At 55.6% G+C, this 24,320-nt stretch carries 27 protein-coding genes and 1 pseudogene; 13 read left to right on the top strand and 15 right to left on the bottom strand.

Features of this window, described 5'->3' with window-relative positions; translation table 11 throughout:
• Window position 1: 1 nt before the first annotated feature.
• A complete protein-coding gene (gene nrdR, locus JMN37_RS00980; RefSeq protein ID WP_070362341.1) occupies window positions 2-463 on the bottom strand; it encodes a transcriptional regulator NrdR in 462 nt (153 codons plus the stop codon).
• A 49-nt stretch (window positions 464-512) separates the two neighbouring features.
• Window positions 513-905 (bottom strand): hypothetical protein, encoded by a 393-nt coding sequence (locus tag JMN37_RS00975; RefSeq protein ID WP_143000867.1) that lies wholly within the window; start codon window positions 903-905, stop codon window positions 513-515.
• Window positions 906-1,109: 204 nt separating this feature from the next.
• Here JMN37_RS00975 and lexA point away from each other — a divergent pair, with 204 nt between their 5' ends.
• The 5 genes from lexA to JMN37_RS00950 all read left to right on the top strand — a co-directional run bounded on the left by lexA (window position 1,110) and on the right by JMN37_RS00950 (window position 6,257).
• A complete protein-coding gene (gene lexA, locus JMN37_RS00970; RefSeq protein WP_252930835.1) occupies window positions 1,110-1,793 on the top strand; it encodes a transcriptional repressor LexA in 684 nt (227 codons plus the stop codon).
• 136 nt (window positions 1,794-1,929) lie between these two features.
• Window positions 1,930-2,715, top strand: coding sequence for a transcriptional regulator SugR (gene sugR, locus JMN37_RS00965; protein WP_252930834.1), 786 nt, complete (start codon window positions 1,930-1,932; stop codon window positions 2,713-2,715).
• A gap of 159 nt (window positions 2,716-2,874) precedes the next feature.
• Window positions 2,875-3,843, top strand: coding sequence for a 1-phosphofructokinase family hexose kinase (locus tag JMN37_RS00960; protein ID WP_070362337.1), 969 nt, complete (start codon window positions 2,875-2,877; stop codon window positions 3,841-3,843).
• Window positions 3,844-3,865: 22 nt separating this feature from the next.
• A complete protein-coding gene (locus JMN37_RS00955) occupies window positions 3,866-5,920 on the top strand; it encodes a PTS fructose transporter subunit IIABC (protein WP_252930833.1) in 2,055 nt (684 codons plus the stop codon).
• Between the two features lie 67 nt (window positions 5,921-5,987).
• Window positions 5,988-6,257 carry an HPr family phosphocarrier protein gene (locus JMN37_RS00950; RefSeq protein ID WP_070363496.1) on the top strand — a complete coding sequence of 90 codons (270 nt, stop codon included), beginning with the start codon at window positions 5,988-5,990 and terminating at the stop codon, window positions 6,255-6,257.
• Between the two features lie 58 nt (window positions 6,258-6,315).
• Here the strand turns inward: JMN37_RS00950 and JMN37_RS00945 are convergent, their stop codons facing one another.
• Window positions 6,316-7,608, bottom strand: coding sequence for a uracil-xanthine permease family protein (locus JMN37_RS00945; RefSeq protein WP_252930832.1), 1,293 nt, complete (start codon window positions 7,606-7,608; stop codon window positions 6,316-6,318).
• A 62-nt stretch (window positions 7,609-7,670) separates the two neighbouring features.
• On the opposite strand from JMN37_RS00945, the gene nagB reads away from it, so the two are divergent.
• Complete coding sequence (nagB, locus tag JMN37_RS00940; protein ID WP_252930831.1) at window positions 7,671-8,432, top strand: glucosamine-6-phosphate deaminase; 762 nt, start codon at window positions 7,671-7,673, stop codon at window positions 8,430-8,432.
• A 19-nt stretch (window positions 8,433-8,451) separates the two neighbouring features.
• Here nagB and hflX read toward each other — a convergent pair whose 3' ends face one another.
• Window positions 8,452-9,969: a GTPase HflX gene (gene hflX, locus JMN37_RS00935; protein ID WP_252930830.1), complete on the bottom strand. Its 1,518-nt coding sequence runs from the start codon at window positions 9,967-9,969 to the stop codon at window positions 8,452-8,454.
• 127 nt (window positions 9,970-10,096) lie between these two features.
• Between hflX and JMN37_RS00930 the strand changes: the two genes are divergently transcribed.
• Window positions 10,097-10,861 (top strand): hypothetical protein, encoded by a 765-nt coding sequence (locus tag JMN37_RS00930; RefSeq protein ID WP_070478927.1) that lies wholly within the window; start codon window positions 10,097-10,099, stop codon window positions 10,859-10,861.
• Between the two features lie 16 nt (window positions 10,862-10,877).
• Complete coding sequence (locus tag JMN37_RS00925) at window positions 10,878-11,393, top strand: hypothetical protein (RefSeq protein ID WP_252930829.1); 516 nt, start codon at window positions 10,878-10,880, stop codon at window positions 11,391-11,393.
• On the opposite strand, the gene miaA is transcribed toward JMN37_RS00925, so the two are convergent.
• A complete protein-coding gene (miaA, locus tag JMN37_RS00920) occupies window positions 11,394-12,308 on the bottom strand; it encodes a tRNA (adenosine(37)-N6)-dimethylallyltransferase MiaA (protein ID WP_240492805.1) in 915 nt (304 codons plus the stop codon).
• Window positions 12,305-12,628: a hypothetical protein gene (locus JMN37_RS11395; protein ID WP_330166362.1), complete on the bottom strand. Its 324-nt coding sequence runs from the start codon at window positions 12,626-12,628 to the stop codon at window positions 12,305-12,307. Before JMN37_RS11395 ends, miaA begins: the two co-directional genes overlap by 4 nt.
• A gap of 434 nt (window positions 12,629-13,062) precedes the next feature.
• On the opposite strand from JMN37_RS11395, the gene JMN37_RS00910 reads away from it, so the two are divergent.
• Together JMN37_RS00910 and JMN37_RS00905 are read left to right on the top strand one after the other, a co-directional pair.
• Window positions 13,063-14,442 carry a DUF349 domain-containing protein gene (locus JMN37_RS00910; RefSeq protein ID WP_370295810.1) on the top strand — a complete coding sequence of 460 codons (1,380 nt, stop codon included), beginning with the start codon at window positions 13,063-13,065 and terminating at the stop codon, window positions 14,440-14,442.
• 11 nt (window positions 14,443-14,453) lie between these two features.
• Window positions 14,454-15,506 (top strand): GNAT family N-acetyltransferase, encoded by a 1,053-nt coding sequence (locus JMN37_RS00905; protein ID WP_252930827.1) that lies wholly within the window; start codon window positions 14,454-14,456, stop codon window positions 15,504-15,506.
• Here the strand turns inward: JMN37_RS00905 and JMN37_RS00900 are convergent.
• From JMN37_RS00900 to JMN37_RS00880, 5 genes and pseudogenes are all read right to left on the bottom strand, one after another.
• Window positions 15,503-16,087, bottom strand: a pseudogene (locus JMN37_RS00900) (Rv2732c family membrane protein); the annotation flags it as partial. The gene JMN37_RS00905 and the pseudogene JMN37_RS00900 sit on opposite strands and share 4 nt — an antisense overlap.
• A 23-nt stretch (window positions 16,088-16,110) precedes the next feature.
• A complete protein-coding gene (gene miaB / locus JMN37_RS00895) occupies window positions 16,111-17,637 on the bottom strand; it encodes a tRNA (N6-isopentenyl adenosine(37)-C2)-methylthiotransferase MiaB (RefSeq protein WP_252930826.1) in 1,527 nt (508 codons plus the stop codon).
• 99 nt (window positions 17,638-17,736) lie between these two features.
• Window positions 17,737-18,339, bottom strand: coding sequence for a recombination regulator RecX (gene recX, locus JMN37_RS00890; protein WP_252930825.1), 603 nt, complete (start codon window positions 18,337-18,339; stop codon window positions 17,737-17,739).
• 3 nt (window positions 18,340-18,342) lie between these two features.
• A complete protein-coding gene (recA, locus tag JMN37_RS00885) occupies window positions 18,343-19,452 on the bottom strand; it encodes a recombinase RecA (RefSeq protein WP_071572547.1) in 1,110 nt (369 codons plus the stop codon).
• 210 nt (window positions 19,453-19,662) lie between these two features.
• Complete coding sequence (locus JMN37_RS00880; RefSeq protein WP_252930824.1) at window positions 19,663-19,878, bottom strand: DUF3046 domain-containing protein; 216 nt, start codon at window positions 19,876-19,878, stop codon at window positions 19,663-19,665.
• Window positions 19,879-19,953: 75 nt separating this feature from the next.
• Between JMN37_RS00880 and JMN37_RS00875 the strand changes: the two genes are divergently transcribed.
• From JMN37_RS00875 to JMN37_RS00865, 3 genes are read left to right on the top strand one after another with little or no spacing between them, the layout of a single operon-like run.
• Entirely contained in the window at window positions 19,954-20,526 is a 573-nt protein-coding gene (locus tag JMN37_RS00875; protein WP_252930823.1) for a biotin transporter BioY, read from the top strand.
• Window positions 20,527-20,540: 14 nt separating this feature from the next.
• Window positions 20,541-21,236: an energy-coupling factor ABC transporter ATP-binding protein gene (locus JMN37_RS00870; protein ID WP_252930822.1), complete on the top strand. Its 696-nt coding sequence runs from the start codon at window positions 20,541-20,543 to the stop codon at window positions 21,234-21,236.
• Window positions 21,226-21,843 carry an energy-coupling factor transporter transmembrane component T family protein gene (locus JMN37_RS00865; protein ID WP_370295805.1) on the top strand — a complete coding sequence of 206 codons (618 nt, stop codon included), beginning with the start codon at window positions 21,226-21,228 and terminating at the stop codon, window positions 21,841-21,843. Before JMN37_RS00870 ends, JMN37_RS00865 begins: the two co-directional genes overlap by 11 nt.
• Before the next feature lie 75 nt (window positions 21,844-21,918).
• On the opposite strand, the gene JMN37_RS00860 is transcribed toward JMN37_RS00865, so the two are convergent.
• From JMN37_RS00860 to pgsA, 4 genes are all read right to left on the bottom strand, one after another.
• Window positions 21,919-22,746 carry a PspA/IM30 family protein gene (locus JMN37_RS00860; RefSeq protein WP_252930821.1) on the bottom strand — a complete coding sequence of 276 codons (828 nt, stop codon included), beginning with the start codon at window positions 22,744-22,746 and terminating at the stop codon, window positions 21,919-21,921.
• A 90-nt stretch (window positions 22,747-22,836) separates the two neighbouring features.
• Window positions 22,837-23,211, bottom strand: coding sequence for a helix-turn-helix domain-containing protein (locus JMN37_RS00855; protein WP_083290921.1), 375 nt, complete (start codon window positions 23,209-23,211; stop codon window positions 22,837-22,839).
• Window positions 23,211-23,777: a CinA family protein gene (locus JMN37_RS00850; protein WP_252930820.1), complete on the bottom strand. Its 567-nt coding sequence runs from the start codon at window positions 23,775-23,777 to the stop codon at window positions 23,211-23,213. The genes JMN37_RS00855 and JMN37_RS00850 overlap by 1 nt, the downstream gene beginning before the upstream one ends.
• On the bottom strand, window positions 23,777-24,313 hold the full coding sequence (pgsA, locus tag JMN37_RS00845) for a CDP-diacylglycerol--glycerol-3-phosphate 3-phosphatidyltransferase (RefSeq protein WP_252930819.1): 537 nt from the start codon (window positions 24,311-24,313) through the stop codon (window positions 23,777-23,779). Before pgsA ends, JMN37_RS00850 begins: the two co-directional genes overlap by 1 nt.
• Between the last annotated feature and the right edge of the window lie 7 nt (window positions 24,314-24,320).

Raw genomic sequence — 24,320 nt, 5'->3', positions numbered from 1 at the left:
TTTATTCCAGTCCCTCTCGCTCGCGTCGTTTCATCAAGCGGATTTCCGACTGAAAATCTTCGGCGCTTTCAAAAGACTTGTACACCGAGGCAAATCGCAGGTACGCAACTTCGTCCAGTGTGCGAAGCGGTTCCAATACCGCCAGTCCAATGTCATTTGCCGCAACTTGAGAACTTCCTTGGGCCCGAACCGTCTCCTCTACTTGCTGCGCTAGCCGCTTCAATGCGTCGTCGCTAACGTTCCTGCCTTGACAAGCACGCCGAACACCAACGATCAACTTTTCCTTGTCGAACGGTTCAGTTACTCCATTGCGCTTCACAACGGTCAGCACGGCCTTCTCGATCGTTGTGAATCGGCCCCCGCACGATGTGCACTCTCGCCGCCGCCGGATAGCAGAGCCCCCGTCTACAACACGAGAATCTGTAACTCGCGATTGTTCGTGATGACAAAACGGACAGTACATCTACACCCCACTTTCTCGGAGAACAGTTATCACCCCCTACATTAGCGGGTTAACGTTGCGCTGCAGAAGCGACTTCATAGCTATGAGCAACGTTCGAATCGTCCCGCGACACCGAGTCCCACTCGCTATTACCGAAATCGCCCGAGATAAGTACAGCGACGAACATAGTTACCCCAAGAAGGGCTCCCATTAGAACGTTTGCTCGCTGCTCTTGAGGCTCGGCGGAAGAATAAACGGTTGGCTCGGGAGCATCTGCAGCCGCCCAGCGGCAACGAAAGTTCTGGTTGATAACCTGCTCGTGGCGTGACGGCTCACCCCCTCGATCACCCCGCATGGGTACAAAATCCCACACTTCAGCTGGCATTGAAGACCGTGGTGCAAGTGGAGCTCCCGCCATATCAGCACGAGTAGAAATTATTTTCGCCTGGTCAATGATGCTCATAAAATGCCCCTTACTTCATTTCGCGAATTCGAAGGTTTCTCATCTCACGCGAAACATTTTTAGCGTATTTGTTCGATTTAACTTCTATGTTCGATTTATACCATCTCATATCAGATCCCCACAACCCCCCCAACTATCGAACATATTTGCCCTCTTTGATATATTCTGTACAGAAGACACTATCGAGACTCAATGTGAGGACCCATGGCACGCAAGAACACAACCAGTAAAAAGTTCGATATGAGCGTACTTTCAGACAGACAAAAGCGAATCCTTCAAGTCATTCGCGACGCCGTCGTATTACGTGGCTATCCACCAAGCATTCGAGAGATCGGCGACGCCGCAGGACTCCAATCAACTTCTTCTGTCGCCTACCAGCTGAAGGAGCTCGAAAAGAAAGGGTTCCTTCGCCGTGACCCAAACAAGCCACGAGCCGTAGACCTCCGCCACCTGCCAGAATCTATGGGAGGTTCGGTTACACCGAAAAACGATGCGGACATTGATGGAACTTCTCCAGCACGGATGATCCCTGTCCTCGGCCAAATCGCCGCTGGAACTCCGATCCTGGCAGAGGAAAACATTGAACACTACTACCCCCTGCCGGAAGAACTACTCGATAGCGGCGACCTCTTCATGCTTCAGGTGGTTGGAGAATCAATGCGCGATGCAGGCATTCTCAATGGTGACTGGGTAGTCATCCGCTCACAACATGTTGCCGAAGAGGGCGAGTTCGTAGCAGCGCTAATTGACGGGGAGGCAACTGTCAAGGAGTTTCATAAGGACTCTTCCGGAGTATGGCTCATTCCTCATAACGATGCCTTTTCTCCGATACAAGGCAACGACGCCGAGATTATGGGCAAAGTGGTCTCTGTTTTCCGGACCCTGTAGCCATTTTTCGCCATTTCGCCCCCAACCGGGGGCTATCAAACACATGTAAAAGCATTCGGGCGCACGGTTTTGCAACAATAGGGGCAACCTAATTTTTGAACCCTGCTGATTCGTGGTTGCCCCACGGAGGAGTTGTATGTACGCCGAAGAGAGAAGAAGGCAGATCGCGTCACTTACCGCAGTCGAAGGACGCGTGAATGTTACGGAGCTGGCCGAACGGTTTGATGTAACAGCCGAGACCATCAGGCGGGACTTGGCAATTCTCCATAATGAAGGAATTGTCCACCGCGTTCACGGCGGAGCCGTCGCTAGCCAATCATTTCTCACCACAGAGTTTTCTCTTGATGCCCGGTTCCGGTCGGCACCGACCGCCAAATCGGCGATCGCGCGCGCTGCGACACAGTTTCTCCCAGAGGATCCTGGCGCTGGCATCTTTCTCGACGCCGGCACCACCATCAATGGACTGGCCGATCTTATTGCCGCAGCAGGAAAAACACAACATTGGTCTATAGTTACGAACTCCCTCCCGATCGCGCTAGACCTATCATCCTGCGGGCTTACAGACGTTCAGCTCCTCGGGGGGACAGTCCGTGCAATCACCCAAGCTGTTGTAGGCGATACGGCATTACGCACTCTCGCGCTTATGCGTGCAGATGTTGCTTTTATTGGCACGAATGCCTTGACTATTGACCACGGCCTCTCTACCGCCGACGCCCAAGAGGCTGCGGTCAAATCTTCAATGGTCACCAATGCACGCAAGGTAGTTGTGCTCTGCGACTCCACGAAGCTCGGCAATGATTATCTAGTTAGCTTTGCGCCGCTAGACGCAATTGACGTCGTTGTTACCGACACAGACGCACCAGAGAGCTTTGTCAGCGAATTGCGGGAGCGTGGAATCAAGGTCGTCCTTGCCAAAGAGTGAAACAAAAGGAATCAAATGCCCGATTGTGCCCGTTCTATTGCATTAACGGACACAATCGGGCATTATGGCTTTAGTAGCGCTTTTCGATACTGCAGCTGCACAACAGACTTTCGGTAGGCGCTACCCCACAGAGCACCAATTACTCTAAGGATGCGCCACATGATTCTGACGTTCACTCCGAATCCAAGTACAGATGCAACGCTTTCTGTAGCAACGTTGCGTCGCGGCGAAGTCGCCCGTGCCATTACCGCTACGCGAGAAGCTGGCGGAAAAGGCGTCAACGTGGCCCACGCCGTAGCGAAGGCTGGAAGAGCGGCACTCGCTGTAGTTCCCTGCGGGGAAAGCGACCCTTTCAAGTTCGCTGCTAACCGACTCGGTTTTCCTTTTGTTTTCATCCCGGTTGAGGGCAATATCCGTACCAATACTGCGATTACTGAATCCGACGGTACGACTACCAAAATCAATGAGCCTGGCCCTCAATACACCATTGATGTCCAGCAGGGGTTCCTCGACGCGCTTGATTCGCATAGCAGCGAATGTAAGGCCGTCGTCATGGCAGGGTCGCTGCCAAGTGGAGCCCCGGCGGATCTCTACGCAACGTTGACCCGAGAAATCCGATTGAGGCTCGCCGAAGACGTACTGGTGGCCGTCGACACATCAGACGAACCCCTGGTAAAGCTGGGAGATCAGCTTGAATCTGCAGCCCCCGATATCCTGAAACCCAACGCTTTTGAATTAGCGCAATTGGTGGGAGCCGATGGGCATGTACTAGAGACTAGCGCTTCAGCCGGAGACTACTCCGAGGTTGTTCAGGCAGCGAAACGCTTGATTCAGCGAGGGGCTAAAGAAATTCTCGTCACCCTCGGTGGCGCAGGTGCTTGCCTGGTCACCGCAGACTCTGCCTGGGCAGCAACGCCCCCACCGACTGTTGTGAAATCTACCGTTGGAGCAGGCGACAGCTCACTTGCTGGATATGTTATGGCTCGCACTCAACGCCTGCCGTTGGACCAGTGCCTCCAAACCGCGGTCGCCTATGGCTCTGCTGCAGCAGGCCTACCAGGTACCGGGATTCCAAGCCCTGACGACATCAACTTGGAACAAACCCAAGTCGTAGAAATCGATTCATAATTTAAGAGAACAGGAGTCCACCATGAGTGACAACATCATCACTCCACAACTCGTTAGTCTCGATGTGGACTACGGGTCGACGCCAAGAGAGGTCATCGAACACCTCGCGCAGCAAGCCCAGGACGCAGGCCGAGCAAGCGACAGCTTGAAGCTAGCCGACGCAGCTTACGCCCGTGAGCAGAAAGCTGGCACCGGTGTGAATGGCCGTGTTGCAATCCCCCACTGCCGCACCGAAGCAGTCGAAACCCCAACGTTGGTTTTTGCCAGGTTACAGCGGCCCGTTGACTTCTCGGGGCCAGATGGAGACGCAGAGCTTGTATTTTTGATCGCTGCTCCTGAAGGCGGCGGTAAGGCGCATTTGAAGATCCTTTCCAAGCTCGCACGTGCCTTGGTACGCGGCGACTTCGTAACTCAGCTCCGCGAGGCAAAGGATGAGCAAACGGTCGTCAACGCGGTGCTGGACGTCGTCAACGCTGCTCCTAAGAAGAAAACTGCCGCAGCACCTACTCCCGCTGCGACGGGCAAGACCGATGGCGTGAAAAAGTTTAGGATTGCAGCTGTTACATCGTGCGCGACCGGCATTGCCCACACATACATGGCAGCCGACGCTCTGACACAAGCTGCGCAGGCTCGCGATGATGTCGAGTTTCAGGTGGAGCCGCAAGGTTCTTCCGGCGGCGATCCTCTGGATCAGGCCTACATCGACAGTGCTGACGCCGTAATCTTCGCCCATGATGTTGCTGTGCGTAACAAAGTACGTTTTGCAGGCAAGCCGGTCGTTGATAGTCCAGTAAAGCGTGGCATCAACGAGCCAAACAAGATGATCGACGAGGCCATTGCCGCTGCAAACGATCCGAATGCACCAAGAGTCACCACGGCGGGATCGGAGCAGCGAGAAGACTCCGCTTCCTCTGGTGAAAGCTGGCCAAAGAAGATCCAGCAAGCTGTAATGACCGGTGTGTCGTACATGGTGCCTTTCGTTGCAGCAGGCGGCCTGCTCCTCGCGCTTGGTTTCCTCTTCGGCGGATACGACATGGCGAATGGCTGGCAGTCCCTCGTCACGAACTTCTCCCCGACCCACCTGCCTGGACATACAATCGATGTCGACGGTGAAATGATGACGTTCCGCCGTTCCGGCTGGCTTCTGTATCTCGGTGCTGTCATGTTCGCGACAGGCCAGATGGGCATGGGCTTCGTTGTTGCGGCGCTCTCCGGCTACATCGGGTATGGCCTTGCAGGACGTCCAGGTATCGCGCCAGGATTTATCGGCGGTGCTATCTCCGTCATGGTTGGCGCAGGTTTTATCGGCGGCCTTGTCACAGGTCTGCTGGCTGGTTTGATCGCATACTGGATCCAGACATGGAAGGTTCCGCGCTGGCTCGGGTCCCTGATGCCAGTGGTCATCATCCCGCTGCTGACTTCCCTTGCTATCGGCCTCATCATGTTCTTACTGTTGGGGCGTCCGCTTGAGTCTCTCATGCTGGGACTGCAGGGCTGGCTTGAGTCGATGAGCGGATCCTCTGCGGTCCTGCTCGGCGTCATCATCGGGCTCATGATGTGCTTTGACCTAGGTGGCCCAGTCAACAAGGCGGCGTACCTCTTCGGAACCGCTGGTCTGTCTGCGGGAACGGAGGCAAGCTTCCAAATTATGGCGGCTGTAATGATTGCTGGCATGGTTCCCCCGATCGCACTGTCAATCGCGACGTTCCTCCGCAAAGGATTGTTTACCCCGGCGGAGCAAGAGAACGGCAAATCCGCATGGCTCCTCGGACTGTCGTTTGTCAGCGAGGGCGCAATCCCGTTTGCTGCAGCTGACCCGTTCCGCGTTATCCCTTCGATGATGCTCGGTGGCGCCACTGCTGGCGCGGTCAGCATGGCACTCAATGTTGGTGTGCAGGCTCCACACGGTGGTCTCTTCGTGCTCTTTGCCTACGAGCCTTGGTGGGGACTGTTCGTCGCGCTCATTGCAGGCGTGGCGGTCGCAACTGTAGCGGTCATCGTCGCTAAGCAGTTCTGGCCAAACGAGGAGATCCAGAAGGTCGCTGCCCAAGCAGAACCTGCAGCGGTGGCGAACTAAGGACACAGGCCCCTAAACTGAATACAGAAACTCGATAGATACTTTCAAAGCAGAAAGGATGAAGCACATGGCTTCAAAGACAGTTAAAGTCGGATCCACCGTTGGACTGCACGCACGTCCAGCAACCATTATTTCTGACGCCGCCGGTGAATACGATGACGAGGTCATCCTGACCCTTGTCGGTGACGAGGACGAGGAAGAGACGGATGCTGCTTCCTCGTTGATGATCATGGCAATGGGCGCCGAGTTCGGTGATGAGGTCACCGTTACCTCTGACAACAGTGAGGCAGTTGAAAAGATTGCCGCATTGATCGAGAAGAACCTCGACGAAGAGTAAATCCCACAACAAAAGCCCGGGCGCTACATCTGAGCGCTCGGGCTTTTGCTTGTTCGAGCTATTTTCGAGATGCAGCGTTGAACTGCCCCTCACCCACTGTGTTGTAAATCCACTTCAACAGAGGATAGAACACGATGATGCCGACCGACCCCAGGGCAATGCCCTCAAGCGTCACCTGACCGACAGTGAACGACAGGTTGCCGATACCAACAATGAGTGCCACAGCCGCAACTGTTAGGTTCACCGGGTTCGTGAAATCTACCTTGTTATCCTGCCAAATACGTACACCAAGCATTCCAATCAGGCCGTAAAGAACCAGGCACGCTCCGCCCAGCACACCGGCCGGGATTGTGAAGATGACTGCGCCGAACTTCGGGATGAACGCCAAAACGATCGCGAAACACGATGCGACCCAATACGCAGCCGTCGAGTAAACCTTGGTAGCAGCCATCACGCCAATGTTCTCCGCATAAGTCGTCGTACCAGAGCCGCCAAAGCCACCAGCCAATGTCGTCGCGATACCGTCACCGATCAACGCCCTGCCTTGGTATGGGTCCAGGTCGCGTTGCGTCATCTCAGAAACTGCCTTGACATGACCAATATTCTCCGCGATCAGCACGACGATGACAGGAAGCGTCACCAAAATCGCTGAGAGGTGGAACTCTGGCGTATGGAACTGCGGCAAGCCGATCCAAGGACTAGCGCCAATCGTGTCCAGTGCATCATCCGATAACCCGCCAGTGAGCGCCGCAAACACCCAGCCGACGATGACGCCGATCAGAATGCTCAGACGAGACAGCATTCCCCTCGCAGCGACAGTCAGCAGAGCAATCGTGCCGAGCGTGACAAACGCGACCCCGGGCTGAGTTTCCACATTAGAAACGGCAGTCGGCGCAAGATTGAAACCGATCAACGCGACGATGGCACCAGTGACCGTGGGAGGCATGACGGCGTCGATAACTTTCTTGCCTGCAAGTTGAACAACAAAGCCAACTGCAATCAACGTCAGACCCGTGATGAGTACCCCGCCCAACTGAGAGCCGATTCCGTACTGGGACGACGCAGACAGCGGCGCGATGAAAGCGAATGACGAGCCGAGGTAGCTGGGCAGTTTATTACGGGTAATCAGCAAAAAGATGATGGTTCCCAGTCCTGAAAACAGCAGCGTTGTGTTTACAGGGAATCCCGTCAACGTGGGAACGAGAAGTGTAGCTCCGAACATTGCTACGACATGCTGCATGCCGATGCCAATTGTTCGAGGCCAAGAAAGGCGTTCATCAGGGGCGACCACCGCGCCGGGCAGAACGCGGCGCCCGTCGACATGCAAGGTCCATCCAATAGTTTTACTCACAGGCTCATATTATGTCGCTAGATAATTGCCGAAAGCGAATTGGGCAAAGTAGCGTAATACGCATGGAGATTTTCATTCGCCGCACGGCAAACGAAATTGGCGATTTCGCTGCAAACATGATTGAACCATTCGTCAAGCAAGGTGCAACGCTTGGTCTTGCTACTGGCTCGACACCGAGTCCAACGTATCAGGCACTAATCCGAAAGCACCGCGAGGAAGGCCTCAGCTTCGCCGACTGTGACGCATTCTTGCTCGACGAGTACTACGGAATCGATCAACACCACGAGCAGTCATACTGGTCCACAATCCGACGCGAGCTGACGGCATCAATCGATATCGATGACGCGGCCGTGCACTCGCTTAGCAGCTCAGCGGCCGATCCGGAGCAGGAGGCTGCGACGTATGAGTCCATGATGAAAGACGCCGGTGGTGTCGACATTCAGCTGCTCGGCATCGGCGCGAACGGCCACATCGCTTTCAACGAGCCGACCAGCTCGCTGAGTTCCCGGACCCGACTGATTGATCTACGCCCGCGGACCATTGCTGACAACGCACGCTTCTTCGATTCAGAAGATGAGGTGCCTCGCCAGGCAATGACGCAGGGCATCGGCACCATCCTGGAAGCGAAGAAGATCCTCCTCATCGCTACCGGTGCAGCGAAGGCCGAGGCTGTCCAAGCAATGATCGAAGGGCCCTTGAGCTCTTTCTGCCCTGCCTCATCGCTGCAAATGCACAACGATGTGTGCATATTACTCGACGAAGCCGCAGCATCCGGCCTCGGCGATGTGGAGTTCTACAAGGAGATCGACGCCTACTGGCGTTAACTCACCACTCCAGCAGTCTCTAGTAGACCTGCTGGACAAACTCGTCATACTGGCGCGCCAGAACTCGTGGCAAGCGGACATCGATCCTGGTGCCGTCGGTTTCATATTCTTCGGAGCGAATCGTCCCGTGTTCATGGACGAGTGAGACAACATCTCCTCGGGTGTACGGGATCAGCATGACTACATGCTCATCGAGCGTGTTCAGGAACATCTCGATTTTTCCCTCGAGTTCAGCAATACCCTCACCCGTGAGCGCTGAGACAAACACCGCTTCCCGACCGGTCGCGTCAAACACGTGGCGTAACTCTGCCAAAACCACAGGGTCAGCGGAGTCAATCTTGTTGACGACCACAATCTCCGGAGGCAATTCGGAATCTTGATCTCGCGTGATCTCTGCCAGCACCTCGCTCACGGCAGCAATCTGCTTGAGTGGGAACTCGTCTGCTCCATCAACGACGTGTAGCAAAAGGTCTGCATTGCTCACTTCCTCCAGCGTCGACTTAAACGCCTCGACCAACTGGGTTGGCAGGTGCCGGACGAAACCAACTGTGTCCGTCAAAACGACGTTTCGCCCATCGGCCAGCGTTGCACGTCTCGTGGAGGGGTCAAGCGTTGCAAACAATGCGTCTTCCACAAGCACGCCGGCGTCCGTCATTGCGTTAATGAGTGAGGACTTCCCTGCGTTCGTGTATCCGGCAATCGCAATCTTGGGTGTCGTCGAGCTCTGCCTCTTCGCGCGCTTAATCTGACGAACAGTCTCCATGTCTGCTAATTGATGACGCAGCTTTGCCATCTCTGAGCGCAACCTTCGCCGGTCTGCCTCAATTCTGGTTTCACCGGGACCGCGCAAACCAACGCCGCCATTCGAACCCGCACGACCACCGGCCTGGCGCGAAAGGTTGCCGCCCCAACCACGGGTACGGGTGTAGAGATACTCCATCTGCGCGAGGCTAACTTGTGCTTTGCCCTCCTTGCTCTTTGCGTGTTGCGCAAAGATATCCAGAATGAGCATCGTTCGGTCGATCACTTTAGAGTTGAGGGCTTCCTCTAGCGCCACCATTTGACCAGGGGATAGCTCACCATCGAATACGACGGTGTCCACGCCACTGGCGTCGACAATCTCGCGCAGCTCTTTCACCTTTCCGGAACCAATGTATGTCCCTGGATCCGGCTTATCTCGTTTTTGATAGAGCATGTCAATAACTTCAGCGCCTGCGGTTTCGGTCAGTGCTGCCAATTCCCGCATGTTTGCTTCCATTTCGGCAGTGGAACCTTCAGTCCATGCTCCAACAAGGATGACTCGCTCGAGCCGCAGTTTACGGTACTCGACTTCGTAGATGTCTTCCCGGTCTTCGTTGCGCAGCTCTGTCGTGGTGTTTACGCGACGAAACGAGTTTCGTTCCTCTAGGTCGAGTGCGCCCTGTGTTGGCGTCGATAGGTCTGTTCCCGCGGTTTCGTTGCGCGTTCGTGCATTATGGCGAAACGCTTCATCCAGCAACGCCTCATGCGAATCAGGAGTGGTTGATTTCGAATTCATGCAAGCTTTCAAAAATAGTGGGTATACGTAACTTTTTTCGCTTTCTTCCTTGCTCAACGGTAGCCCACCCATTTTTCTTCCACCACATTTCTTCACCTCAGGGCGCGTTCGACTAGGCTTCACACTTATGAACCAACAACCTCTGACTGAAAACAAGGATCTGGCCGCGATCGGCCTGAACTTTCCTAAGTGGCAAGACGCGGTAGAAGCTGCAATCGCATCCGGTCGCCTGGGTGTTATCGGTGAGGTACGCGGCGGCCAAATGGTCCAATACCAGGACCGCTCTGGTGCCCAGCTGAATATCTTGGCAGTTGAGCCTTTCGCCACCTTTGCTGGCTTTGAAGGCATCACACGCACAAATGCGCACATCACCCCGGCAACCGATGTGGTTGCGCTTGCTGAGGTTGTGGATCCACATGGGAATCCAATCGGATCTCTGACGCTAAACCTGGCGCAGGAGCCATTGATCGTCGATGAGCCCACAATCCAGTGGCAAGAGCTCAGCGTGACCGCCCTTGCACTCGATGTGAGCACGTACGAATCCACCTCTGCTTATCTTGAGGAGCACCCTGGTAGCACGGTTGGCACAGTCGCTTCTGCAGGAGCCGAAGCGATTGCAACTGGCGCAGCCTCCTCCCCCGATGCAAAAGCCACTTTTTCCGCACGCGTGCTGGAAGCTGAATACCGCACGTCGGAGTTGACGGGTGACCGCTTCATTCATGTTTCAGTCGACGGCGCGTTTCCATTCGACGTTTGCCTACCTGATGGCGATCTCCCCCAACGCGACCAAGTCATCGCCGGCAACGCCGTCATGGTCGGTACCATCCCGGTGCCTACAGGTGGCGGATGTGGTGGTTGTGGTGGCTCCTGCGGTTGCGGTGGCGGCTGCTAGAAACTAGGCACTACTCATGGATCCAGCACGTCGTGATCTTTCCATAGCACTGTGGGGCGCCCTGATCTTCGCCGTCATGGTGCTGCTTGTGCTGCTCCTCAAGACTCCTGGCGCCATCATCGCCGGGCTGATTGGTGTCACGGCGCTTTTGAACCGCAGGCGTTTTATTCCTAACCCGGAAGTAGAGTCGCTTCGCTCATCGCTTCTGATTGCGTGCGATGACATCCGCGACATCGTTGAAGCGTTTGATAACTTGCAACATGGCAGCTCGACGCAGGCGTTGGCCGACCGAACGCTTCATTTTCCCGCGCTTGCGAACACCGATCTTTCTGTGCCCGAAATCAGCGAATTTCATCTCAAGTACAGTGCGGCACAGCGCTTTCTCGCGCGCGTTAACACCTACCTGCAGTCACCGGACCTGGAACGCGTCCACCTAGAAAAACTGATTCGAATTGCGGACGAGCGCGCCCTCGAGCTTGAGGACGCCTGGGTCGCTGCCCGTAACGCTGCTCGGGAAATTGGTCCGTCGTAATCAACCAAGCTGTGCTACTAGTTCCGCAACGTCATAGTTCGCCGCGTCAATCCAAGTGATTCGTTTGTCGCGCCTAAACCAGGATTTCTGACGCCGCACATAGCGCCGCGTTCGCAGTTTGGTGTCCTCGCAGGCTTCGTCGATGGTGAGGTGGCCGTCGATAACTCCAAGTCCTTGGGCGTATCCGATAGCCCTGCCAGCAGTCGAATCCTTCGCTAATCCCTGGCCCACCAACCGATGAATCTCATCGATGAGCCCCTGCTCGAACATCGCATCAGTACGCTGCGCAATCCGCGGGTTGAGCCACTCTGGGGTTGTCTCCAGCCCAATCATGCGCGTACCCCAGCGTGTAGGGGCGTTTTTGGGGGGTTGAGATGCCTGAAAAGGCTTACCAGTAAGCTCAATGACTTCGAGTGCACGCACTGTGCGCCGGGGGTCACGGTCTTCAATTATCGACGCCGCCACAGGGTCAACTGCAGCTAGCTGCGCATGAAGGCGATCTATTCCGATTTCCTTCAATAGAGACTCGTAGCGCCCGCGGACTTCGGGGTCGGTTGGCGGGAACTGCCAAGCGTCGACAAGTGACTGCATGTACAGCATGGACCCACCAACGAGAATCGGCAGCTTTCCTCGATTGGAGATCTCCTCAACGGTCTCCACCGCTCGTTGCTGATACTCTGCGACACTGGCGGTTTTCGTAACCTCCCAGATATCAAGCAGGTGGTGCGGTATTCCTTGTCGCTCCGCGAGAGGTAATTTGGCAGTGCCGATATCCATCCCGCGGTAAAGCTGCATCGAGTCAACGTTGACAATCTCACCATCGAGTTCGTGCGCAAGCGCGAGACTCAGCGAGGACTTACCTGAAGCCGTCGGGCCGACGATTGCTACTGGTTGGTGTCCGATCTCCTTGTTCACTGCTCTACCTCCCAGTAAGCAACATACCGACCAACGCCCAACGTGTCGTCTACGTCTACGAGTGTGGCCTTCGTTGGCTGCAGTGTTTGTAGCTCAAGCCAAATATCTGGTTCCAGTACTCCTGCGTCTCGCATTTCCTGCTCACGGATCAGGGAGCTTTGCTTTCCTGACAACAAAGCCTGGAGTCTGTCGTTCGTATCAGCAGCCGCAGGGATTAACGCTAGCGGGGCGCGAGTTGTCAGCCCTGCAGGTCCATCGACTACCAACACTGTGAGCACTGAAGGATCTAACGGCAACAGGTGCTCACGACTCTCACGCACCGTAGCCCCGTGAAGGCAGTATCTGGCGACAAGTTCGCCTAATACGTGCCCACCTCCTACTTCGACGTGTGGTGCTCCCCAGGCAGCAAACGAGCCAGCAAGGTGCGTTGCCCATCTCCTGTCGTGGCTGCACACAATGTCAATAGTTTTCGTCAGTTTTCCGGCTGTCTCTCTAATTGAGTTCAGCAAACGCTGCGACGGTTCGTCAGCAGGTGCGAGTTCTCGCACGAGAGCTGGCGAACCAGGCATGACAAGTAGGCAGGCACGGGCTTCATTCACCTCGCCCACCATAGTGGGGTTTTCTCGGAGTTGAAACCATGACACATGACGCATGTTCGTCTGCAACACGCTAGAGTTATGAACACGAGAATGCCGTCGATTATGTATCTCGGCGCCGTGACGCGCGGCACAGCTATTTGTGAAAGGACTGTTTCATGACTTCCTCGACTCCAAAGCCACAGCCACCAGCTGGACGTCCGAACCCGGCTGCCATGCCGAAGCAAACGCCGAAGCCCGGACCTCGTCCAGGTGCGGCACAGTCTGTTCCTTCACAGCGGGGTGTTCCACTCGCGCATGCTCAGTCGTCATCAGCGAACACTGATCCGTCGAAGTTCGGGCGCGTCGATGATGCCGGCAATGTTTTTGTCACCCGTGACGGCGTTGAGCGTCAGATCGCATCTTGGCAGGCCGGGTCTCCCGAGGAAGGACTTCGCCACTACGGGCAGCGTTTCGACGACCTCATCGTCGAAACTGAAGTCCTGGAGGCGCGACTCACTGCACACCCAGAGGACGCACACACTCTGCATCGCAGCGTGACTGAGCTGAAAGACTCGCTGAAAGACGTCGCCGCAATTGGCGACTTCGCAGCGCTCGAGGCACGCCTAGAAGAATTACTGCGCAAAACAGAGGTTGCGGAACACGAAGCAAAGGAACTCAAGCAGACCCGACGGGCTAACGCAATTGCCAAAAAGGAAAGTCTAGCGGCCGAGGCTGAGGAGATCGCCGAGAAGTCTACGGACTGGAAAGCTGCCGGGGACAGGATTCGAGCGATCCTCGAAGAATGGAAGACGATCCGCGGTATCGATCGCACAACCGACGACGCGCTCTGGAAGCGCTACTCGCGTGCACGCGATGCCTTCAATCGCCGTCGTGGGGCTCACTTCGCTGAGCTCGATAGGAATCGCGCAACGGCTCGTCGTATCAAGGAGGATATCATCGCCCGCGCGCAGGCAATCCAGGACTCAACGGATTGGAACGCCACCGCCCGTGCCTACCGCTCTCTGATGGATGAGTGGAAAGCAGCCGGACGCGCCCCACGTGGCGTCGACGATGAGCTGTGGGCACAGTTCCGCGCTGCTCAGGATCACTTCTTCGCCGCCCGCAACGCCGTAAACGCGGAGCGCGACCGCGAATTTGAAGCAAATGCTGCAGCTAAGGACGCACTTATAGATGAGTACGATGCGCTCATCACTCCAGAGAAGGGTCTAGGTGCGGCACGTGCCAAGCTGCGTGAGCTCCAGGAGAAGTGGGACGAAATTGGATTTGTGCCTCGCAACAAGGTCCGTACGTACGAAGACAAGATTGCTCGGCTGGAACAGCGCGTAGCGGATGCAGAGGAATCACGATGGCGCAAAGCAGACCCTGAGGCACAAGCGCGGGTGAATCAGTTCCAGGAGAAAGCTGATCACTTCCTGCAGCAGGCTCAGGAAGCTGAGGCAGCCGGGAATTCCTCCAAGGCGGCGAAGCTCCGTGAACAGGCTGAGCAGTGGCAGGAGTTTGCCAACGTCGCAGCGAAGGCCGTCGACGAGCAGTAGTGCTATATCCCTTGATCGTAGGGAGTGCCGACCCGTCACACGCCGCAGTCTCCTCCTACGCATTCTCAGTCACGCTTGCTATCCAGGACATTACGGGAGAAGCGCACTCCGGAGTGAGTGCAGCCCATCTCGCGAAACGCCTGGAGGGATCCGAAGAATCGTTAGCGCTTCTCTTCGCGCTGTGTAGCAAACCAGCGCCACGGTCCCTTGGCGCGTTCGGTTACCCAGTGCTGACTGAGGATGATCTGTACGACGTCGAAGGCTGGGTGCTCATATCGCTTCCTCTACTTGAGGACGTCGATGTGTTAGAAGCGAACGTCACTATCGACGCCTCCATCGCTCCTCTTCCCGGGGAGGAGCAGCCGGCGCACGTGTGGCGAAGTGCGCTCGCGCTGATTGACGCGCTTTCTGCAGAGTTGCACCGTCCCATCCGTCAGATTTGGATCACGGAGCCATTGGGGGCACCGGAGCACCCATTCCTTCGCGACGGCGGCTACACGCCGGCGCACTGTGAGCGACAGGCAATTATCAACGCGGACGCTATCGTGGCACCTGACCAGAATGATAGGTGCGACGTGATTGAAGACATGGCATTCGACCCTGCTGATCTGCCCTCCTTCTTAGCTACTCTCCAGGAGTCCGCAGCGAAATACCCTCGTGGCTCATTATCGCTCGAGCCTGTCCAGTGGTCAGCGTCCCGTCTTCAGGACGCTGCTGCGCGTCTCAAGGACCGCGGCGGCTCCCAGATCACCGCCATTGCCCGTGATGTCTCGGGGAAACCGGTCGGGCTTGCAGAAGTAGCAAAATTCGAGAATGACGCAGACTCTGTTGCAGAAATCGGGCTGGTGTACGTACGGGAGGCAAACCGGGGACTCGGTTTAGGCAAGCGCGCCGTGGCTTCTGCGATATCAGCCGCACTCTCGATTTGGCCACAAACGAAGCAGATCTACGCTTCTTATCCCAACCCGCAGCCGGGTGCGAGCCACATTCTCGACCATTATGCCCCAACTGGGATAAGCCAGGCGACGGCCTGGCAGAAGGGCGTACAAAAGCTCGATAGCTAGCTGCTTCTTTTGTGGCGTCGTGCCGCGTTCGCCCGTCGGTCATCGACAAGCAGTGGGTTCGTTTCTTGCTCCTGATGAGTCCGCGTCGCATTCAATTGCGCATCCGCGATATCCGCGTCGATTTCGCTTGGCTGATTCCGGAGCAGTTCCGGGGCAACCGCCGTCTTTCGCACGAACAGCGGAATGTACGTCAACACGACCAGGAGTACCGCGACAACTTCTAGGTAAAACCCGGGCCCGTGCTGAAACATTCCTGCAACACCGGTACTCGACTTCCGCAGCCACACTGCCAGCAACGAGCTAACCAGGGCAACTGTTGAAATCATCCAAGCGACTGTGGCCATGCCGAAACGTCGCGAAACCGTCACTAGCGACGTGCAAACGCCTACGCCTAGGAAGCCTAGCCATACAAATACGTACTCCGTGATCTTGGTATCTGCACTGCGGGCGCCTTCGCCCACCGCGAGCACCTGCCATCCGGGAATGTCACCAACGAAGGGCAAAAACAGCGCAACAAGCCACCCAATACTTGCAATACCGAGTACCCAGCGCGCGGATCCTAATTCCATTTTCATTGAAGTCTCCCTTCCACTAGTCGCGTGGTTTACGCTTCAGGAGTCGTGCAGCAGCCAGTGTTGCTTACGTTAGTTACTGGAACGATGTCTGGACGTGCAACCGTAGGAATTCCAAGTCCCACCCCAACAGGTGCAGTCGTTGGTACCTCGCCCGCCTCAGCGTGATCACCCGCGAGTGTGCGTCGGTGCGAAAGCACACCAGAATCCGCGATCAGAAAATATGACTTTGCTTCGGTGATACGAGCGGTAACAATGTCGCCCGGACGGATGGCAGATCGATTGGCCTCATCGACAGCAAAGTGCACGAGCCTGCCGTCGCGAGCGCGTCCTGACATTCTGTGAGTCGTCTCGTGCTTTCGACCTTCGTCCTGCTGAACAAGGAGTTCTTGCACAGATCCGACGAGCTTTTCATTCTCTTCCAGGCTGATTCGTTCCTGGAGTTCAAGCAGTCGTTCGAACCGCTCCTGCACCACAGCTTTCGGAACCTGGTTTTCCATTTCAGCCGCCGGGGTCCCAGGGCGCGGTGAGTACTGGAATGTATAGGCGGACGTGAATCGTGCCTTCTCAACTACATCAAGCGTTGCCTGGAAGTCTTCTTCCGTCTCGCCTGGGAATCCGACAATGATATCGGTGGTGATCGAAGCCTCAGGAAGCTTCTCACGGACCTCATCCAAAATGCCTAAAAACTTCTTGGACCGGTACGAACGGCGCATGTCCTTGAGCACTTTGTCAGACCCCGACTGCAACGGCATATGTAGCTGCGGGCAAACGTTCGGAGTTTCTGCCATTGCGTCGATGACGTCAGATGTAAACTCTGCGGGGTGCGGGGAGGTGAAGCGAACACGCTCGAGGCCTTCGATCTCGCCACACGCTCGTAGCAGTTTTGAAAACGCGGACCGATCTCGCTCCATTTCCTCGTCAACGAAATGCACACCGTAAGCATTGACGTTTTGGCCAAGCAAAGTGACTTCTAAGACGCCTTGATCCACGAGCGCCTGTACCTCGGCGAGGATATCGCCCGGACGGCGATCAACTTCTTTGCCACGCAGACTCGGAACGATACAGAATGTACACGTATTATTGCACCCGACAGACACCGAAACCCAGCCCGCATAGCTACTTTCACGTTTCGCTGGAAGAACAGAAGGAAACACTTCGAGCGCTTCTGCAATTTCAACTTGCGCCTCGCCTTGTACTCGTGCACGTTCCAGCAGTACCGGCAGTGAGCCCATATTGTGGGTCCCGAAGACCGCATCTACCCACGGTGCTCTCTGGATAACATGGTCTTTGTCTTTCTGCGCCAGACATCCACCAACCGCAATCTGCAAATCAGGCTGCGATTCCTTAACCTTTTTCAAATGTCCAAGCGTTCCGTACAAACGTTTGTCTGCGTTTTCACGCACGGCACAGGTGTTGAAAACGATGAGGTCTGGGGCCTGCCCATCTTCAACTGCCACGTACCCCGAATCTTCCAGCAGACCCGACAACCGCTCCGAATCATGAACGTTCATTTGGCATCCGAAGGTTCGTACTTCGTATGTCCTTGATGCAGCCATCTGGTTCACCTTTCCTGGTTGATTACGCGGGCCTACGCAGGCACGGCTGAACATTCTAGCCACTGCCAACTACCCCGCCCAAACGCCGCAAATTGCTCCCTAGGAAGTCTCTCGAAGTGATTCAACCCTTGTATCTAGTGCAGTTCTTGCGATAGACATGCACATACCTTGTGGAAAGCCTCGACGCGCCAGCACTCCGACAACCCTGCGCAGCGCGCGGGTGTACTCCGCGTGCCCCGCTGGTGGTGTTTTCACTTCTCGAGCCTTCTTTTCCGCGAGGGCTTCAGCAATTGCGTGTTGGTCCTCGTCACTGATTTGTGCGAGCGCGGCGCGCCGATCTGTTTCTGAGACTCCTTTTTCTCTGAGCTCGCGGTCCAGGAAGCTTCTCGACTTTCCTCGACGTTTCGCCCGCTGTCGGACCCATTCATGGGCAAAGCGACGATCGTCGAGAAGCGAGGATGCGCGAAGAGACGCCAGTACCTCATCAACGAGAGGCGCTGGGAACTCAGCCTGGACAAGACGCTCCCTGAGTTCATGCTCTGATCGCGGTCGCTGATCCAGCAACCTTAATGCACGCCGCCGTACTGGAGCGAGGGCTTCTTCACGTTCGTAGTTGAAGAGTTCTCCATTCCCACCGGTAGCTTCCCATTCGGCAAGTGCGTCCTGCAGGCGTTGAATCTTTTCCGGATCTGGTGTTGCCACGTATTACTTCGCCTTCGCTGGCTCTTCCTCGTCGTCGAAGTCAATGTTTGGCACCATGTCTACTGGGTCATCAGTCAGCGCATCATCATCGGCAAATTCGCCAACCCCCAATGCACGGAAAATCTTTTGCTCGATCTCGTCCGCAAGGTCCGGATTCTCCTTTAGGAAGTTGCGCGCCTTTTCCTTGCCCTGTCCAAGTTGATCGCCTTCGTAGGTAAACCAGGAACCTGACTTCTTCACGAAGCCGTTCTCTACGCCCATGTCAATAATGGACGATTCCCGAGAGATGCCCTCTCCGTACATAATGTCAAACTCTGCGATCTTGAATGGTGGCGAAACCTTGTTCTTCACTACTTTGAGGCGGGTTCGGTTTCCGATGGAATCCTGTCCGTCCTTCAACGTCTGGATACGTCGGACATCACAACGAACCGAGGAGTAGAACTTCAGCGCTTTACCGCCCGTAGTTGTCTCGGGTGAACCGAACATGACGCCGATCTTCTCACGCAGCTGGTTAATAAAAATCGCTGTAGTGCCGGAGTTGTACAGCGCACCTGTCATCTTCCGCAGTGCCTGCGACATCAACCGAGCCTGGAGGCCAACGTGAGAGTCACCCATCTCGCCTTCAATTTCAGCCTTAGGCGTCAGTGCGGCAACCGAGTCAATGACGATGATATCAATCGCGCCAGATCGGACGAGCATGTCCGCGATCTCCAGTGCCTGCTCCCCTGTATCCGGCTGAGAAACGAGCAAGTTATCAGTATCGACGCCCAGCTTGCGAGCATAATCCGGGTCCAGAGCATGCTCGGCGTCGATAAAAGCTGCGATTCCACCGGCCCGCTGCGCGGAAGCGATGGCGTGAAGCGCAACGGTTGTCTTACCGGAAGATTCAGGTCCGTAAATCTCAACGATACGGCCACGCGGCCAGCCACCGATACCCAGAGCGACGTCAATAGCCGTATTCCCAGATGAAATCGACTGAATTGGAGGCCTGTTCTCATCACCGAGACGCATCACAGCCCCCTTGCCATAATCCTTCTCGATCATTGCGAGTGCAGCATCTAGCGCATTCTGGCGATCTTTCGCGGCTGATGCGGTCTTCTTTTTCGCAGCCATTTACATGTTCTCCTTAATGTTCATTCTGTTCGAGTTCGGCGGCGGCGTTTTTGCATACGCCATCGCCCACACACATGTTTAGACTCACCTTCGAGGGTTACGGTTCCCGATGACTTCTAAATCTAGATCTGACTATAGGCAAGAGCCGGGACATCACCAGAGTGTACACGCATACATGTTCGAATTAAAAGTACAAAACGGCGAGAATAGCTAAAAACCTGGCCGATCTATGCCAAGGCGACGCGCCTCTGGAACATCAAAGGCGTCACAAAGCTCGTCCCAGGCTTGACGCAAATCGCCTCCATTTTCGATAACCTCTGCTGCGGTACACCCATGACGTGGCAAAAGTTGCGTCTCAATAATCCATGACGCCCGATCAGGCCCAAATTCATCCTGGACGAGTTGGTGAAACTCCGTTAATCGCATGGCCTCAAATATACGCGCAGAAAAATCAATACGATTTCATAGCGAACTGAACGCCGTTCAAGTACTATTCCCGCTATGTCAAAAAGCATTGCCCAATCAAAGATTGAAGCCCAAGACCTCGCATACATCGCCGTGTTCGCGGCGGTGATCATCGTACTCGGGTTTGTCTCTATTCCAGTCGGCGCTGCCGGCGTTCCAATCGTCATGCAGAACGCTGCTTGTATTCTCGCTGCGCTCGTACTCGGCCCTAAACGGGGAACCTACACCGTGCTATTGTTCCTCCTCATCGGACTTGCTCTTCCCGTTCTCGCAGGTGGACGCACCGTCGTCTATGCCCTGGGAAGCCCTACAATCGGATATCTGGTTGGCTACATCGCAAGCGCATTTGTTGCAGGTCTCATCGCCTACCGCGCTTCCAGCAAGAGCTCTTTCGTGAATATCGCCCTCCTTCTTGGAGCCGGGTTCGCTGGCCTGTTCCTGCAGTACTTCTTTGGGGTGTTTGGATTGATGGCACGCGCAAACATGACCTTTGGCGCTGCATGGGCAGCACAGCTACCGTTTGTCATCCCTGACACCGCCAAGGTGCTAGTGATTGTGTTCATCGCATTCGCAGTTCGCGCTGCACTCCCCTCACTCCGTCGCGCATAAACTGGATTATTTCCATGCCGCAGATCAGCTTCAATGACGTCAGCGTCGTACGTAATGACAACACACTGCTCCAACCATTTTCACTCAAGTTGCAGGAACATCGGATCGGCATCATAGGCTCGAACGGTTCTGGCAAGTCAACGCTCGTCCGGCTTATCAATGGACTCGAAGAGCCGAGCACAGGCGAGGTACTTTACGACGGAATTCCGCTTGCAACTCGTAGCTCTGAAGTCCGCCGACGTGTCGGGTTCGTCTTCTCCGACGCAGAAAGCCAGATTGTCATGCCCCAAGTCCACGATGATGTGGCGTTTTCATTGAAGAAGTTCAAGCTCTCTAAGGCAGAGAAAGAGCAACGCGTCGATGAGGTACTGGAACGCTTCAAACTCTTACACAAGGCAGAACAATCACCTCATACGCTCTCTGGCGGTGAAAAACAGCTTCTCGCGCTGGCCGCAGTACTGGTGACTGAACCGACCACCATCATCGCAGACGAGCCAACGACATTGCTTGACCTGCGAAATCGTCGGCGAATAATCGCTGAATTGAACTCGCTTGATCAACAAACAATCGTGGTGACCCATGATCTAGAGTTACTCAGTGACTTCGACCGAGTAGTTTGTGTCAACGACGGCGTCATTGCATACGACGGCACACCAGCAGATACGATTCAGTTCTACACTCAGCTAATGGAGCCGAACAGTGAAGATTGACTCGCTACCAATGGGCGTGTACGTCCCAGGCAAAACGCTGCTCCACCGTATGAGCCCAAAGAAGAAATTCGTACTGCTCATTCTGTATATCCTCATAGCGACAAACTTCGGGCGTACGTTCCCAATCGCGCTCACGTTGCTAGGCTTGATCTTCGTTCTGTACATCGTGGCAAGAATTCCGATCCGAATCGTTGCCAATCAGCTCGTGCCAATTCTTCCCTTGCTCGCAATGCTGGGCGCTTTCCTTGTTTGGCAAAATGGCATCGGACTTGCTGGCGTCACGCTGATTACGTTGTTCGCAACGATTCTCGCCGCAAACCTTCTTACTCTGACCACAACAGTTGAAGCGCTCCTTGTATCGCTCGAGGAAGGCCTCAAACCGCTCGGCCGTTTCGGAATTCCAACTGAGAAAATCAGCCTCGCTATCGCCCTCACGCTCCGTCTCATCCCGCTCATCTTGCAGACGTCGCAGGAAGTTCTCGACGCCCGCAAGGCCCGAGGACTGGGATTTTCTCTCCTCGCGTTTGGCGTACCGCTCATCGTGCGAAGTATCCGAAGGGCGGAGCAGATCGGCGATGCACTTGTCGCTCGTGGCGCGCTCGACTAACCGCGTTCAATCCTTCGCAGGGCAAAGCAAAAGCTCCAGGTTTCTATAGAAATCCTGGAGCTTTTTTACCACGCTTTAGGCTTCGCCGCGCAGCTCACGCATCCGACGTGCGACGGCGTCCTCACTTGCTTGCGGGGCGCCGGTCTTGCCCTGCTCAATCGACTGCTGTTCCTTTCCCAAGGTCAACTCGCCAGACATCTCTGCGCGAATCTGCTCGAGCCGGCTGTGGCCTGCCATCTGGATTCCAGCCTGCTCCACCTCAGCCATGCGGCCTTGGATCGAGTTCTCCGCGAGCTCTGCAGCACCCAGTGCGTTCGCGTAGCGGCGCTCAATCTTGTCGCGAACCTGGTCCAAGTTCGGGCCGGAGGCGGTCAACGAGTTCATCGAGCGCATGGTCTCGGAAACCTTCTCCTGCATCTTGGCCTGCTCAAGCTGCGACAGCAACTTCGAACGCTCAGCGACCTGCTGTTGCAGGTGTGCCGCGTTGCGCTCCACGGCTTGCTTTGCCTGTGCGGCCTGCTGAAGTGCCTGGTCGTGCAGCGCCTTCGTGTCTTCAACGCCCTGCTCTGCGGTAACAAGCTGCGCCGCGAACGCCTCAGCAGCGTTCTCATACTCGGTCGCCTTCTGTGCGTCACCGTTGGAGCGGGACTTATCTGCTAATTGGAGCGCCTGGCGAGCGTTCGCTTGAAGTTTCTCGACTTCCTCCAAGCGACGATTCAGCTGCATTTCCAGCTGGCGCTGGTTACCGATAACCGCGGCTGCCTGCTGCGAAAGCGCCTGGTGCTGGCGCTGAGCCTCGGAAATTGCTTGCTCAATCTGGATCTTTGGATCAGCATTCTCCTCAATCTTGTTGTCGAAAAGTGCCATCAGGTAGTTCCAGAATTTTGAAAACGGGTTTGCCATAGTGTTGCGTTTTACCTTTCGCTGAGCATTGAAATTGGCCGTGTCCACGGCCAAACTGTTTCGTATTCTATCTGTTACAGCGCTGCTCCGCTATGCGTGAATCGCATCAGCCGTGGCGAATTCATCGTTCATCGATTGCAGTGAAAGGTTCGCAACAGCCTCGAGAACAACTTCTGAAACCGTAGTGTCCAGTGCCTCGCAAATCGATGCGAGCAGCTCTGAGGAAACTTCCTTGCGCCCACGCTCCAGCTCAGAGAGGTAACCAGAAGAGACTCGAGCTTGAGCAGCAAGAGATCGCAACGTCACGCCTTTATCCGCCCGGAAAGCTCGCAGTGACATTCCTAGTGCTTCTCTCAGCAGCGGTTCTTTCTGGCGGGTTCCAGACTCGCGAAATGGAAAAGCGACCTCATCCTGTGCATCGAACGAGGGCTCAAGTGGCGTATCGATTAGAAGTGTCGTAGTCATCACTTGGTATAACTCCCCTCAACGTGTTTTTGTTCCCGCACGGCATGCAACAGGACGCGAAGCGCTGCTTCAACAGCCCACTCGCGTACCTCGTTGCGCGGCGCCTGTAGCAAGTTTCGGGCCTGTCTGAATCCTGGAATGGTTCCGCGTACGAGAGGGGCGTCGGAAAGTATGTCGCCTGCAAGAACTGCTTCACAACCATCACTTGAGGCGATCCCTACCCAGACCTCACCGACAGGGTGGCCATCCTGTTCGCTGGGCCCGGCCACACCAGTGAGCGAAAGGCCCCAGTCCGCGTCGAGCTTCCGCTTTGCCGCCTTCGCCATCTCTTTCGCGGTCACCGGAGAAACAGGTCCAAACTCATCGATGACGCCCTGGGGAACGCCGGCCAAGGTTACTTTGCACTCAGTCGCGTAAGTCACCATCGCGCCTCGTAGCGCTGCGGAGGCACCCGGAACGCCTGCGAGTGCGGCACTTGCCAAACCGGCAGTGAGCGATTCACAAAGCCCAACTGTTGCATCCCTCTTAGTAAGTTCCGCAATCACATCGGATGCAGTACCTCGCATTAGTTATTCACCTTGCGAGCATCGACAAGGTATTGCACGCCGGTCACCACGGTGACGACTACGGCCAACACCATTACAACGTAGGAAGGCGCGTCCATCCAGGAAGGCAGCGGGCACAGGTAGAGAGCAACGCCGACGGTCTGGAGCACCGTCTTCAATTTTCCTCCCTTGGACGCGGGAACGACTTGGTCGTTGCGCAGCATCCACATTCTCCACATGGTGATGCCGAGCTCGCGGACCACGATGACGATAGTCATCCACACAGGAAGGTTGGACGCCACGTTGAGTACTACAAGTGCCGTAATCATCAGGGCCTTGTCCGCGATCGGGTCCGCAATTTTCCCGAAGTCGGTAATCAGGTTGTAGGTACGGGCGATTGTTCCGTCTAGCTTGTCCGTGAGCATCAGCGCGACGAACACACCGAACGCCGCACCCCATCGCTGGTCCAGTGCCAACCATGCGAAGACGGGGATAAAAATGATTCGCAACGACGTCAAGACGTTGGGTACGTTCCAGTTCGATGGTTTTTCAGTCACGCCCTCT

The organism is Corynebacterium lipophilum, from assembly GCF_024102595.1.
GTDB lineage: Bacteria > Actinomycetota > Actinomycetes > Mycobacteriales > Mycobacteriaceae > Corynebacterium > Corynebacterium pseudogenitalium.
This window is presented reverse-complemented; position numbering and strand designations above follow the sequence as displayed.